Origin of the sequence: Acaryochloris thomasi RCC1774 (assembly GCF_003231495.1) — a bacterium.
Classification (GTDB): Bacteria; Cyanobacteriota; Cyanobacteriia; order Thermosynechococcales; family Thermosynechococcaceae; genus RCC1774.
Window position 1 is genome coordinate 215,151 of the sequence record NZ_PQWO01000005.1, and the last position, 12,921, is coordinate 228,071.

Below are 12,921 nucleotides of genomic sequence, written 5' to 3' on the forward strand. Positions count from 1 at the left end.
TGGAGATGCCCATGAATCAGGTCCAGATGAGCGGGGATGTGGTTGTTGATGGAGATGTTGCGATCGCAACCAATGTCCTCCTCCTCGCCGATCCCGGCAGTCGGTTGGTGATTGGTGCGGGTGTTTCCATTGGCACCGGTAGCATTATTCATGCCCATCACGGCACCTTAGCCATTGGTGAAGGGGCAACCCTCGCCTCTGAAGTGTTAGTGGTGGGCAAAGGCCGGATTGGTAGCCGAGCTAACATCGGCCCTAAAACTACAATATTCAACGGCAACGTCGAGCCGGGACAGGTGATTCCCGCCGGTTCACTGTTGGGTGAGTTAGGTCGTCAAAGTGCTGCATCCCCCGACGCCACGGTTGCACCGCCTGAAGAACCTGCTAGATTTAATGAACCGGCCCCGCCGAATGGGTTAGTTTCGGGGTACTCGACCACATCTTTAGCGCAGACCTCCGTGGTCTTTGGGCGAGATCATATCGAACGCATGTTGAACAAACTGCTACCCCATCGGCCCGGTTCATAACCCTTCTGAGATCTTCCATGACCGGACAGGAGCAGACCCAAAATCAATGGCGTGATACAGCCTTAGGATTAGTCTCGACCCAGAGCTTCCCGGCCATTGTGGGTATTGCCGACACGATGCTAAAGTCTGCCAGCGTTGCCCTAATTGGGTATGAAAAAATTGGAGGCGGCTACTGTACCGCCATTGTGCGGGGACGCACCGCTGATGTGCGTTTAGCCGTCCAGTCTGGTGTTGAGATGGCTGAGCAGTTTGGACAGAGAGCCACCAGTTTAGTCGTGCCTCGCCCCTTGCCTAATTTAGAAGCGGTATTGCCCATCAGCGGTCGTCTGTCGCAGCTTGCTCAGGGCGGCGGCAATAGTCAGTTGAGCCATCTAGCTGTGGGGCTACTAGAAACCCGAGGATTTCCGGCGATGGTAGGGGCTGCCGACGCCATGCTAAAGTCTGCCGACGTGCATTTAGCGGCTCACGAAAAAATTGGATCAGGGTTGTGTACTGCTATTATTCGCGGAACGGTGGCGAATGTGGCCGTCGCCGTTGATGTAGGGATGCATGAAGCCGAGCGTATTGGTGAACTCACCGCCGTCATGGTCATTCCTCGACCGCTGGACGATCTCGAACAGACCTTACCGATTGCGAGCTGCTGGATTGAGAAGCCGATGGAGATTCCATTAAAGATCGAAGAGAAGGTACAAGAGACCGAAGAACTCTTGATTGCATTGCCTGATCTGCAGCAGCTTCAAATTCCAGACGATCGCTAGCCAAATTCCTATATCTGCGCTTCGCTCTAGCTATCTGGGGGCGGATTCACCCCCAGATAAAAGACAACTAGAATAGGAGCGTCAGTCAATTTTGGATTTGTCAGCCATGAATGCAAGTAAGGTTGGCCGACGCGGGCAAATCACAATCCCGCATGGGACTTGTCAGGCACTAGATATACAAGAGGGAGATTGTCTTGCTTTTGTTTACAGGGGGGATGAAGTGATCCTGTAGCCTTTGAAGCGCACCCTATCAGATTTTCGAGGCAGTGTTACAGTCTCTGGTCCTCAGGGCTTTGACGCGATTCGACAACAGGTGCCAATCTCTAAAGCTTTGACTGCACGGTAGACTCAGAATAGCAGCAGGGTACTTTAAAGACAGAAACACATGGCACATAGAGAAGACTGACGCCCATAAACATGGACAGTAAAGATCAATATACTCAAGAATTTCGTTCTGCAACGGAGTTCCCGAAAACTATAGATGGGCTGGATAGCTCTGAAGCAGATTTGATGTATCGAGAGATAAGGGCTTACCTCGTACGTACAAACCGAAGCCAAGGACAGCTGAAACGGTACAACAACGACTATAGAAGCGATATTAAAATCTATAAGACTGAGATAACAGAGCTTCAAAACACTACCAGTCGTCTCCAGCTTGCCATTAACAGCCTTGCCGCTCAAAAACAAGAAATTTTTCAAGAAAAAGTTGAAGCTATCAATTTACTTGAGGAAGAGATAGGTAACCTCAGCAGCCATCTAGATACTTTGTCAAATGCGTTTGACGGTATCGTTGGTTTTGACTCTCCAAACGCCCAATGGGGATCTCAAAGTTTCACTCAGAGAGTCTTTGCATTTCTGAAATCTGTTCGTCAAATTGTTCAGTGGTGGCGAAGAGATAATCCTCAGCCTGTAGTAGAGGGATCTCAGGGAAATGTTTTGCCTTCAGTGATTCAGAATGGCACAAACGATGATCGCATAGAAAACCCAAGAATGCATACTGACCCTGCCTCTATTAATAGGGCGCTCAGAGATGATACGGGTTGAATATAAGTCATGGGAAAGAAAAGAATTAATGCTCTCTTGAGCAAGTTAAAGAACAATCACCAAAGTGATGTTGAAAACTCTGCCTATATATATGGGCTTGCTCAAGGTGCTGTAAATCGTTTGGAAGAAGTGGCTGAGCAGCACGTAGATGACACCCTTTTGTTCAGTGAACAAGAGCTGCCCCCAATCGATAAGGAAGAATTAAAGCGAAGGTACGATAGCTACATTGGCTGTAGAAGAGCTGCTAAGGAATTAGGTATTCACTTTAGCAAGACACCATCATGGGAAAAGTTAATTTGTGCTTTCAGGTATAGTGAGGCGCTCAGAAATATTTGCTATCACTATGCCGATCAGAATCCACATCCCTTACTCAATGGATTCACGGTAGATATAGAATTCTAAATGACCAAGGTTGGGTAGAGAATCAGCGATCCCTTCCACTCATCTCATCGTCCTGAGCTGCTCGACGAACCGCTTCAACCTCAACCTTCAACTGCTTAGCAATCTGCTCAACCGTCATTCCCGCCTTCAGTAACACAGGAACCGTAACAGCCAACATTTCTGCCCGACCCTCTTCTCGGCCCTCTTCTTTGAGTTCTTGAGCAATTCGAGTCTCTTTCAATGTAATGTCCAGCATAGCTTCAACCTCTTCACGACTGAGATTCGCAAATTTGTAAACTGCGATTGTGGTGATTACATCAATTATCTCTTTTTTAGCAAGAATCCCGGTATCCTCTTGCTTGACCTGTTGGATAAGCTGCTTGGCCTGTTCCGCAAGTTGGGCCTCGGGGGCAATCGTCAACTGCATCAAACTAACCCCGGCATTCTTCTGATCGAGAGCGCCTAACTCATCCAAGTAAAATCGCTGCACTTGCGGACTATCCAATAGAGAGCGGTGGATGGTGGTGTTTGCTGGCTCTAGGCTCCGAGATGGATAAATCACGATGCCTCGCCAGTCATCGTATAAATATGGATTGCGATATAGGTACAGCAGTGCCTCCGCGAAAAAGCGGTGATACAGCAATTCATCGGGCTGAAACTGGAACTCTGCGAAATAGATCACTTTGGGAGAGGCATTCTCAGGAGGTAGAAAGACCCCGTCGATGCGAAAGTTGGGTTCTTTTACTTCAATAGATTCGAAGCGATAGCCCCTGACCTGATCGGGTGGATGGTCTAGCAGAGTGAACAACAGACTGGGGAAGCGTTGAAAAATTTTGTAGAAAATGGCGTCGCGTTTCATAGGGAATGAATTTCCATTTGGTCTAATCCAGAGGCATAGAAAGATTCTTATCGATGATGGTGGTAAAGCGTGGAGTGCCGCAGCTTCAGGCGTAAGATTGGCGTATTCAGCATTTAGGAATTTAAGAAGGCAATATATGCTTATCTTCTGTTTTATGCGCCGACAGGAGGGTTGAGTATGGATGTGAGTTTAATTATCTCCAACATTCTTAATCCCCCGGTTTTATTCTTTTTCCTAGGAATGACGGCGGTTTTAGTCAAGTCAGACCTTGAAATTCCGGCCCCTATTCCTAAACTATTTTCTCTCTACCTTTTACTGGCAATTGGCTTCAAAGGGGGCGTCGAACTCACTAAAAGCGGCATCAATCAAGAGGTGGTCTTAACGCTACTGGCGGCCATGATTATGGCGAGTTTGGTGCCCGTTTATACCTACTTCATTCTCAAAATTAAGCTGGGTGTCTACGACGCGGCAGCGATCGCAGCTACCTACGGCTCCATTAGTGCCGTCACCTTTATTACCGCCAGCGCCTTTTTGACCGAACTGGGCATCGACTTTGACGGGTTCATGGTCGCCGCCCTCGCACTTATGGAATCACCAGCCATCATTGTGGGCTTAATTCTGGTGAATCTCTTTGCCATCGCCGACGACCGTGATTTTGCTTGGTCTGAAGTTTTGCGAGAAGCCTTTCTCAACAGTTCGGTCTTTTTGCTCGTGGGCAGCCTGATTATTGGTGCCTTAACGGGTGAGCATGGTGAAGAGGTGTTAGCCCCCTTTACCCAAGGGCTATTCTATGGCGTGCTCACCTTCTTTCTGCTGGATATGGGCCTCGTCGCGGCCAAGCGGATTAAGGACTTGCAGAAAACGGGTACATTTCTGATTTCCTTTGCCATTTTGATCCCCATTGTTAATGCTGCCATTGGCATCCTGATTGCCCGTCTAATTAACATGCCCCAGGGGGATGCGCTGCTGTTTTCAGTACTGTGCGCTAGCGCCTCCTATATTGCCGTGCCCGCCGCGATGCGGATGACGGTACCGGAAGCAAACCCAAGCCTGTATGTGTCCACAGCGCTGGCGGTGACGTTCCCCTTCAATATTATTGTGGGGATTCCGCTGTATCTGTACGGCATTGAGCTGTTATGGAGATAAAACAATGCATTTAGCCAAAAAAGTTGAGATCGTTGCTAATTCCTTTGAACTTGCCAAAATTTTAGAAAAACTAGATCAATCCGGTGTTCACGGCTATACGGTGATGCGCAATGTGGCTGGGAAGGGTTTGTTCAGCGGCCCTCAAGATTTAGATTTCACGATGCTGGATGGGATTTACATCATGGCGTTTTGTCTGCCGGATCAGGTTCAAGATGTGGTCGGTAACGTCCGCCCCCTGCTCAATAAGTTTGGTGGTGCCTGCTACATCTCTGATGTGATGGAGGTTCGCTCTACTAAGTGTGTCGCCTCTCTGTAATGTCATGAGGGTTTGCGCTCTAGGAGGCAGCCCTCCCGTAGTCTTTGGAGTCTGAATATGAATCAAAACTCTAGCGCTATCGGTCGTCGAGACTTGATTAAGCTTGTCTCTGTAGGGGCTTTGGGGTTAGCCAGTCGTCCCTTATGGAAAGCTCAGCCCGCTCAAGCGGTGATGCTCCCCAGCCCCAATGCTGCCCTTAAGCAGCTCATGGCAGGTAATCAACGCTTTGCTCAGCACAAGCCGACCTATCCTGACCAGACGGTAGAACGATTGCAGGAGGTGGCCCAGTCCCAGTCTCCCTTTGCGACCGTTCTAACCTGTGCCGACTCCCGCGTACCTGTCGAAATTCTCTTTGATCAGGGGATTGGCGATATTTTTGATGTGCGTGTCGCAGGCAACATTGCGACCCCGGAGGTCATCGGTAGTATTGAATACGCTGTTGAGCTACTGGGCACCCCACTATTAATGGTGCTAGGTCATGAGCGCTGCGGTGCGGTCACTGCTGCTGTGAAATATGAGCCGCTGCCCGGTGATATCGGGACTTTTGTCGATGCGATTCTGCCTGCAGTGGAACGAGTGAAGGATCAACCGGGTGATACCGTAGACAAGGCTGTCGCGGCCAATGTGGTTTACCAAATTGAGAAGCTGCAGCGATCGCCTTTGATTAAGATGCGATCGCAAGCTGGCAAACTCAAGATCGTGGGCGGCCGTTACGACCTAGACTCCGGGCAGGTAAAGTTGATCGCTTAGTTTCCGCTCTGTCGATTGTTGTTAGTACGATGAAAATCGAATGCCCCCCTCACGGTTAAAACTAGTCAATGGACTGCATTTCAAGAACCTCCGAGGGGACTTTTTTGGTGGCATAACGGCAGCAATTGTCGCGCTCCCTTTAGCGCTGGCTTTCGGCGTTTCTTCAGGGGCGGGCGCAATTCACGGTCTCTACGGCGCTATCTTTGTTGGCTTCTTTGCAGCCCTATTCGGGGGTACGCCTTCTCAAATTTCAGGTCCGACCGGGCCAATGACGGTGGTGATGGCGACGATTGTGACCACGCTGACGGCTAAGTACGGCGTTGATGTGGGCTTGGGGATGGCCTTTACCGTCGTCATGCTGGGCGGCATCTTTCAAATTTTGTTTGGGGTCTTCCAGCTCGGTAAGTTTATTACCCTGATGCCCTACACCGTGATCTCTGGCTTTATGTCAGGGATTGGCGTCATTATCATTCTGCTGCAAATTGGTCCCCTGCTGGGGCAAGCCGCTTCAGGCAATGTGGTGACATCCGTGGTCGAGATTCCTGCCGTACTTGCCAATATTGAACCGACTTCAGCGGGGTTGGGGCTGCTAACGCTAGCCATTGTATTTTTGTGGCCGCCTAAGTTAACGCGGGTTGTTCCGGCCCCTTTGCTGGCCCTGGTGATCTGTACGCTGCTGTCAGTGTTTGTGCTGCCGGATAATCCTGACGTGCGGCTGATCGGTGAGATTCCTGCGGGGCTGCCTAGCTTTCAACCTCCAACCTTCAACGTTGCCGTTCTCAAAGAGATGTTGGGCTACGGTATTATGCTAGCGACCTTGGGAGCCATCGATTCGCTGCTGACTTCGCTAGTGGCCGACAACGTCACCCAGACCCAACACAATTCAGACCGTGAACTAATCGGACAAGGAATCGGTAATTTTTTGGGGGGCCTCTTTGGCGGCTTGCCGGGAGCCGGGGCCACGATGCGAACAGTGATCAACGTCCAGGCCGGTGGGAGAACGCCGCTCTCGGGGATGGTTCACGCGCTGGTGTTGTTGATTATTGTGCTGCAGGCTAGTAGCCTGACTGAGCCGATTCCGCACTCCGTTTTGGCCGGCATCTTGATCAAGGTCGGCATTGATATTATCGATTGGGCTTTCTTAAAGCGAGCCCATAAGCTTTCGCTCAAAGGGGCAGGGCTGATGTATCTGGTTCTGTTCCTGACGGTTTTCGTGGACCTGATCACGGCGGTGGCTGTGGGAGCCTTTATCGCTAATTTGCTGACGGTGAAGTCGTTGACCGATCTGCAGGTGAAGGACATGAAGACGATCGCAGACCCCACCGATGACGGATCGTTAACCGAAGCAGAACAGGATCTGCTGACCCAGATGAAGGGGCAAGTCTTGTTGTTCTCGCTGGGGGGGCCGATGAGCTTTGGGGCGGCGAAGGCGATCTCTCAGCGCATGAAAATCGTAGAGAAATATGAGGTGATTATTCTCGATCTGAGTGAGGTGCCAAGGGTGGGGGTCACGGCCTCACTAGCTATTGAGAATATGCTCAAGGATGCCACTCGAAAGGGACATGCTGCTTTTCTGGTGGGTGCGAATGGTCAGGTGAAATCGCGCTTGAAGCACCTGGATATTCTCCATGACCTACCCGAGCATCACTGGTCAAATAATCGTCTTGAAGCGCTGCAACAGTCTTTTAAGTTGGTTCAAAACAACTTAGGGGGAATGACTGCGATGACAGATTCTCCCGGTGGATAATGGAGCTATTCAAGACCAAGGTCGGTCTGGAGTTAACGGAACCAGTTCTCAATCTTTAACCGCTGAAAGTCTTGGTAGTCCGATTCATTGCGCGTCACTAGCGTTAAGTTGTTGATGATTGCGATCGCAGCTATTTGCCCATCTATGTAGGGTGGAGTGCGGCCTATTGTTGCTAAACGTGAGCGCTCTGCGGCATGACATTTGGCGGCTGAATCATCGTAGGAGAAAATTTGTAATGTCCGTGATACAGAGGTCATGGCGTAGTCTTCAAGTTTTTGACGACGTTTGGAGCGGGGTAAACGATAGCAGCCAAATAGAAGTTCATGCAAAACAACCGATGCTGTCGCAATTTCTGAGCGATTTTGCTTGAGTTTTTCTAAGACTTGAGGATTGGGCTGTAGTTTTGTCGCTTCGGAGAAAATGTTGGTATCCAGCAGAAAGACGGCAGCGGTCACAGCTCGACCTCACGCCCCGGAGATTGATCCCGAATATCTTTAAAGACTTCATCAGGATCTAGATCGAGCTGCTCTCGTTCAAGTTCCTCGCGGAATTCGACTAGAGAATCCCAGAAGTTGGACTGTCCTGTAGAGATGCGATCGTATTGGTCAGCAGAGAGCAGCATGGCAACCCGCTTACCACGCCGAGTAATCTCTATGGGTGTGCCGTCTTCGGCATCATGGATAATCTTGGCAAGCTGATCACGAGCTTGAGCAATGGAGTACTGATTCATAGATTAAATGGCTATTAACTTGGCTATCTGAGTATAGCAACCATTTTGTAGAGCCATTTGGCTCCATGATCTAAAGCAGTGCTGCATTTACTAAGTCTGACTCAGAGGGTGTTTTGAGGTTCAATTGAGGCTGAAGCGTGCGAATCAAAAATGCTTCGGTTTCCCAAACGAGGTGGGGGGAGATCTCTAGATAGGCTAATCTAGGCTGGTCTAAAAGGCTGGCAGGGGAATATTTGTGATGGCTCATCCATCTTTTTCGTAAATTGGCGGTGCCGCCTACGTAATGAATATGGTGACAGGCGTCAATGATCAGATAGACGCAGGCTATTTCAGGAAAGTCCTTCTTTGCTGAGAGGGACATCGAAGGGAGCTTACTAACATCGATATACTCAGTCGGGTTCACAGGATAAACTCCTTGTTTGCCGCGATTTGATTGAGGCTAATCTCACATATCTCTTCGACGAGCTGATCCTGAAAATCTAGCAGTTTGTGGAGCGTCCCATCAATGCTGTCTGCTGCACCATCCCAGACTGGAATGCCTTGGGCAATGTTCTCTAATAATTCGATCGCCCTGACCCAAGAGGCTTTACGGCGCATATCAAGGGTAGAAAGTGCGCTGTGTTTCTTCTTCAGGGCTGACGTTGTCTTTACCCCTGCTAGTCGATAGGCTTGCTGTTTGAGCTGCTGTTGTGTCACAGAATTTGCCATTTTTAAAACTGGGCCATTTCGCGTAGCTCAGGATTCTTGATTTCCTCAGCATAGCGTTGGACATTTTGAAGTTTGACTTTGAGTGTGCCGATCTCTTTCTGCAGGTCTACATTTTTGGCTTTCTGTGTGTTGAAGTGGCCTTTGTAAGATCCTAGAGACTGATTGTTTTTGGCAAGTCTTGCGCGATGCTCCTTTTCTTTGCCTAGATCTTTTTCCAATGCTTTGATTTTTGTTAGGGCTTGTTCATAGTCTTGGCGGATGCGATCGCACTCTTCTCGCAGTTCAAGATTAGCCGTCTTTAGAACTGAGTTGACCTGCTCCCAATCTCGATTGTCTTGAACGAGCGTTTCATTGATCTTCTCAAGCCGCTTGATATAGTCTTCCTGCTCATCTTGCTGGATAGCCTTTTCCTTCAGTAGTTTCTTGATTTCTTTCTGAGCTTTTTCGTACTTAGCCTTTTTCTCTAGCAGCTGATTGCGTTGCTCTGCAACCTGATATTCCCGGTGGCGCAGCGGCTTCATCGTCGCCGTGTAGTGAAGGGCATGATAGGCCGCGACGCGATCGGCTCCCTCTAGCGCCTGAAATTCAGCAGACTCCAGCAAATCATCGTAGTTGGTGCAGCGGTGCCGTAACTCGTAGACCGGCATATCTTCAGAGCTGAGGATTAAGACTCTGTTCCGCAGAGCTACTTGACTGCTCCAATATTGATATTGAGGATGATCTTTAGGGTCGCGGCTGGTCGCCATGGAACTATACAAAAGGATACGCTAACCAGATAGTACCCAGACAAATATCTAGCCAAATCAATTCAATCAGCTAAAAATATCGAAACAGTATTACCACAGAAATCTAAATTTTTCTGATAGTAAGAGTTGCGTATTTGCACTGAAACATACGGCCATAAAGAGATGCTATGAGTTAGAAAAAGAGGCTGGCCTAAAGCTAGTTAGGCCAAAAATTATCATCCAGTATTTGAGATTCTTGGTAGGGACACAATGTCGGAAACACTTCAATCGATTTTCGAGTCTCTCTTGCTGCGCCCTTTCTTGCCCTCGTATAGCATTCGTCTAAAGACTCAGATATGAGGGCCTTAAGACTAGGACTGTCTTTGAGTAAATCTCTGATCCCGTCTCTTTGTTTATCAATGGATCTAGCCCAACTATTCTCGTTCCATGAATTTTCAGTTTGCGGGTAAGACCTAAACTCAGGCTGATATTGCCACTTAAGCAAGTGAAGCAGTAACTCAGACAACCGGCTTTGAAGCTGGCGTCTATCCCTTCTAGCCAAGTCCTGTATCTCTTCAATCAGACTCTCTAACTCGATGTTGCTGAATTTTCGCTGCTGCAATAACTGAGCCGTTGTCTCAGCCCAAGTCACAAAGTCCTGCTCATACAGAGTCGTGGAAGAATCAGAATCAGCACCATTGGCTGAACGATGTCTAGAGTCTGGCAGCACCTTTCCTGCTGCATCATGCAGGTGCGGAATCGTTTTATAAGGTGGATTGGCTTGCTCTTCAGGCATGGCTTGTTTTCCTGTGTCTGCCCGTATTTTTCTGACTTGCACTGCTTATCCCAAGTTTAGCGGATGGTTTGCGGAACCCGGTGGGCCTGTATCGCCCTAGGATAAGGGGATGTCGATCAAACAAATGTCAGGAGGAGCAGGGCCATTCATTGCTCTGTTGTGTGGAGCGGTAGGGATTGGCTTTGCTCCGATTTTAGTTCGCTTGAGTGAGGTGGGGCCTTCTGCCACGGCCTGCTATCGCTTGCTGCTTGCTCTCCCGTTTTTCTGGGTGTGGATGCAAACCGAGTCATCGGAGAATGTAAAGCGACCCACGGGCCTAGCCTTAGTTATTTCAGGAGCCTTTTTCGCTGCTGATCTGGCCGTGTGGCACTGGTCGATTCAGCTCACGTCAGTGGCAAATGCGACGCTATTGGCAAACTTTGCCCCCATCTTTGTCGTGCTAGGAAGCTGGCTGATCTGGGGTCAGCGTTGCTCTCGTTCATTCTTTGGGGCGGTGATCCTGGTTCTGCTGGGGGCCTGTTTGCTGGTCAGCGCAAGCTTGAAGCTGGATGCTCAATATTTGTGGGGAGACGCCCTTGGTCTGCTGACGGCGGTTTTTTATGCTGGCTATATGTTGTCCGTCGCTCGCTTGAGGGTGCAGTTTTCAACGGTGGTGGTCTCGCTGTGGACAAGCCTAGTCGGGGGAGGATTGCTATTGCTCATTGCGCTCATGACTGGAGATCAGATTTTCCCAACTACGCTACAGGGATGGCTGGTGCTCGTTGCTTTAGCAGTGATTTCTCAAGTGCTGGGCCAGAGCTTAATCATCTATGCCTTGGCTCACTTGCCGACTGCTTTTTCGTCTTTAAGTTTGCTGCTGCAGCCGGTGGTGGCGGCGCTGTTGGCCTGGGCTTTATTCAAGGAAGCGCTCGGACTGTGGCAGGGGGTGGGTGGCATGATTGTATTGCTGGGTATTGTATTAGCGCGCCGCACCGAGAGTCCGGCTTAGCGATAGGGATAATTTGATGACGCCAACGCCTCAATTCACAGATCAGCCCTGGAATGAAATCTACAGCGACATTATTGATGTGCGATCGCAAGCAGAATTTGCCCAAGACCACATCCCTGGAGCCATCAACCTCCCGGTTCTCAACGACGACCAGCGGGCGCAGGTGGGAACGGTGTATAAACAAGAGTCGCCTTTTAAGGCCCGAAAGTTGGGAGCCGCTCTCGTCTCTGAAAATATAGCGATCCATCTACAGCAGTACTTCGCTGACAAGCCCAAGGATTATCAGCCGCTGATCTATTGCTGGCGAGGTGGACAGCGCTCGGGCAGCATGGCGCTGGTGTTAACCCAGATTGGCTGGCGAGTGACGCTACTCAAAGGTGGATATAAGACGTATAGAGCCTGGGTGAGATCGCAACTCGAAACCCTCCCCGAGCAGTTTGAATACCGGATCTTGGCAGGATTGACGGGATCGGCTAAAACGCTCATTCTGCAAAATCTATCAGCCCAAGCCCTCGATCTGGAAGGACTTGCCAACCATCGTGGCTCACTGCTCGGTGTGCTATTCGATTCACCCCAGCCCACACAGAAAGGGTTTGAATCTCGATTGTTAGCGGCTCTCCAGAAGTTAGATCCCAGTCAACCTGTATGGCTAGAGGCTGAAAGCAACAAGATTGGTCAGGTGTATCTACCTCAAGCGCTGTGGAAGAAGATGCAGGTCTCGACGGGGGTGGAGTTGAAAGTGGGGACTTGCGATCGCGTGAATCATTTACTAGCTGAATATCCGCAATGGATTGAGAACCCCGAGCAACTAAAGCAAAAATTGGATCGCTTGATCTCTCGTCACGGCAAGGCCCAAGTTCAGCATTGGGCGACTCTCATTAATACTCAGCAGTGGTCAGCATTTGTCCAGTCAATGTTAGAGGACCACTATGATCCGGCCTACAGTCGATCTTTCCAGCAGCAGTATCCGCAGGTGAATCAGACTTATGAACTATCGGATTTATCATCCGTAAGCTTAGAAAAACTTCAGGCTCACTTATCGGGGGAAAAACTGTCTATTCAAACTAATAGCCCCGATTAACCCAATAATGCCAGTCTTCGATCGCCTGCTGCGTTTTGGCTTCTGCTGCTGGTGCTTCTACCTCGATTAAGGGCACAGCGAATTCGTCCCCCTCAAAGGCAATTTCCACAAACATTTCCTGTTCGCACTCTTCTTCGGTGGCCATGCCGACCACTTCCACCGCCTCATGTTTCTCTGCAGTAGAATTGCGCTTTTGATTAACGCGAATGGCTGGGAATGGGAATTGCATTGTGTCTTGCAAGTAGTAGTACCAACCCATAACTTGCTCTTCTGAGTCATAGGCATCCACGACAATTTGCATTGTGATGCGCTCTTCGCGCTCAGGGTCTTGGGCAATATTGGTCATACAACGAGCTCAACCAGCGTCA

At 49.5% G+C, this 12,921-nt stretch carries 19 protein-coding genes; 11 read left to right on the top strand and 8 right to left on the bottom strand.

The features are described from left to right. The first annotated feature begins 11 nt into the window (after positions 1-11). The 5 genes from ccmN (at position 12) to C1752_RS10510 (ending at position 2,728) form a co-directional block, all read left to right on the top strand. A complete protein-coding gene (gene ccmN / locus C1752_RS10490) occupies positions 12-524 on the top strand; it encodes a beta-carboxysome scaffolding protein CcmN (RefSeq protein WP_146242321.1) in 513 nt (170 codons plus the stop codon). 17 nt (positions 525-541) lie between these two features. Continuing rightward, entirely contained in the window at positions 542-1,282 is a 741-nt protein-coding gene (gene ccmO / locus C1752_RS30245) for a beta-carboxysome assembly protein CcmO (RefSeq protein ID WP_110986014.1), read from the top strand. Positions 1,283-1,388: 106 nt separating this feature from the next. Next, on the top strand, positions 1,389-1,514 hold the full coding sequence (locus C1752_RS30455) for an AbrB/MazE/SpoVT family DNA-binding domain-containing protein (protein ID WP_110986015.1): 126 nt from the start codon (positions 1,389-1,391) through the stop codon (positions 1,512-1,514). 185 nt (positions 1,515-1,699) lie between these two features. Beyond that, positions 1,700-2,326: a hypothetical protein gene (locus tag C1752_RS10505; protein WP_110986016.1), complete on the top strand. Its 627-nt coding sequence runs from the start codon at positions 1,700-1,702 to the stop codon at positions 2,324-2,326. A 9-nt stretch (positions 2,327-2,335) separates the two neighbouring features. Then, on the top strand, positions 2,336-2,728 hold the full coding sequence (locus C1752_RS10510; protein ID WP_110986017.1) for a hypothetical protein: 393 nt from the start codon (positions 2,336-2,338) through the stop codon (positions 2,726-2,728). Between the two features lie 22 nt (positions 2,729-2,750). Here C1752_RS10510 and C1752_RS10515 read toward each other — a convergent pair whose 3' ends face one another. Continuing rightward, positions 2,751-3,566: an Rpn family recombination-promoting nuclease/putative transposase gene (locus tag C1752_RS10515; RefSeq protein ID WP_110986018.1), complete on the bottom strand. Its 816-nt coding sequence runs from the start codon at positions 3,564-3,566 to the stop codon at positions 2,751-2,753. Positions 3,567-3,743: 177 nt separating this feature from the next. On the opposite strand from C1752_RS10515, the gene C1752_RS10525 reads away from it, so the two are divergent. Genes C1752_RS10525 through C1752_RS10540 form a run of 4 tightly spaced genes read left to right on the top strand, consistent with a single transcriptional unit; the run spans position 3,744 to position 7,525 of the window. Next, positions 3,744-4,712 carry a sodium-dependent bicarbonate transport family permease gene (locus C1752_RS10525; protein ID WP_110986020.1) on the top strand — a complete coding sequence of 323 codons (969 nt, stop codon included), beginning with the start codon at positions 3,744-3,746 and terminating at the stop codon, positions 4,710-4,712. Between the two features lie 4 nt (positions 4,713-4,716). After that, the gene (locus C1752_RS10530) at positions 4,717-5,028 is read left to right on the top strand and encodes a P-II family nitrogen regulator (RefSeq protein WP_110986021.1); all 312 of its coding nucleotides are present in this window, start codon (positions 4,717-4,719) and stop codon (positions 5,026-5,028) included. 57 nt (positions 5,029-5,085) lie between these two features. After that, positions 5,086-5,778, top strand: coding sequence for a carbonic anhydrase (locus C1752_RS10535; protein ID WP_199464349.1), 693 nt, complete (start codon positions 5,086-5,088; stop codon positions 5,776-5,778). A gap of 40 nt (positions 5,779-5,818) precedes the next feature. Beyond that, entirely contained in the window at positions 5,819-7,525 is a 1,707-nt protein-coding gene (locus tag C1752_RS10540; protein ID WP_110986022.1) for a SulP family inorganic anion transporter, read from the top strand. A 32-nt stretch (positions 7,526-7,557) separates the two neighbouring features. Here C1752_RS10540 and C1752_RS10545 read toward each other — a convergent pair whose 3' ends face one another. From C1752_RS10545 to C1752_RS10570, 6 genes are all read right to left on the bottom strand, one after another. Continuing rightward, positions 7,558-7,980 carry a type II toxin-antitoxin system VapC family toxin gene (locus tag C1752_RS10545; RefSeq protein WP_110986023.1) on the bottom strand — a complete coding sequence of 141 codons (423 nt, stop codon included), beginning with the start codon at positions 7,978-7,980 and terminating at the stop codon, positions 7,558-7,560. After that, positions 7,977-8,255, bottom strand: a complete 279-nt coding sequence (locus C1752_RS10550) for a type II toxin-antitoxin system Phd/YefM family antitoxin (protein ID WP_110986024.1) — start codon at positions 8,253-8,255, stop codon at positions 7,977-7,979. The genes C1752_RS10545 and C1752_RS10550 overlap by 4 nt, the downstream gene beginning before the upstream one ends. Positions 8,256-8,325: 70 nt before the next feature. Beyond that, positions 8,326-8,658: a GIY-YIG nuclease family protein gene (locus tag C1752_RS10555; RefSeq protein WP_158535062.1), complete on the bottom strand. Its 333-nt coding sequence runs from the start codon at positions 8,656-8,658 to the stop codon at positions 8,326-8,328. After that, positions 8,655-8,963, bottom strand: coding sequence for a hypothetical protein (locus C1752_RS10560; RefSeq protein ID WP_110986026.1), 309 nt, complete (start codon positions 8,961-8,963; stop codon positions 8,655-8,657). The genes C1752_RS10555 and C1752_RS10560 overlap by 4 nt, the downstream gene beginning before the upstream one ends. 2 nt (positions 8,964-8,965) lie before the next feature. Further along, the gene (locus C1752_RS10565) at positions 8,966-9,709 is read right to left on the bottom strand and encodes a hypothetical protein (RefSeq protein WP_110986027.1); all 744 of its coding nucleotides are present in this window, start codon (positions 9,707-9,709) and stop codon (positions 8,966-8,968) included. Positions 9,710-9,905: 196 nt separating this feature from the next. Beyond that, complete coding sequence (locus tag C1752_RS10570; protein WP_110986028.1) at positions 9,906-10,484, bottom strand: DUF29 domain-containing protein; 579 nt, start codon at positions 10,482-10,484, stop codon at positions 9,906-9,908. Between the two features lie 109 nt (positions 10,485-10,593). Here C1752_RS10570 and C1752_RS10575 point away from each other — a divergent pair, with 109 nt between their 5' ends. Beyond that, positions 10,594-11,472, top strand: coding sequence for a DMT family transporter (locus C1752_RS10575; RefSeq protein WP_199464350.1), 879 nt, complete (start codon positions 10,594-10,596; stop codon positions 11,470-11,472). 16 nt (positions 11,473-11,488) lie between these two features. Continuing rightward, on the top strand, positions 11,489-12,553 hold the full coding sequence (gene mnmH / locus C1752_RS10580) for a tRNA 2-selenouridine(34) synthase MnmH (protein ID WP_110986030.1): 1,065 nt from the start codon (positions 11,489-11,491) through the stop codon (positions 12,551-12,553). Here the strand turns inward: mnmH and C1752_RS10585 are convergent. Further along, positions 12,537-12,899 (bottom strand): calcium-binding protein, encoded by a 363-nt coding sequence (locus tag C1752_RS10585; protein WP_110986031.1) that lies wholly within the window; start codon positions 12,897-12,899, stop codon positions 12,537-12,539. The genes mnmH and C1752_RS10585 overlap by 17 nt on opposite strands. Positions 12,900-12,921 lie beyond the last annotated feature (22 nt).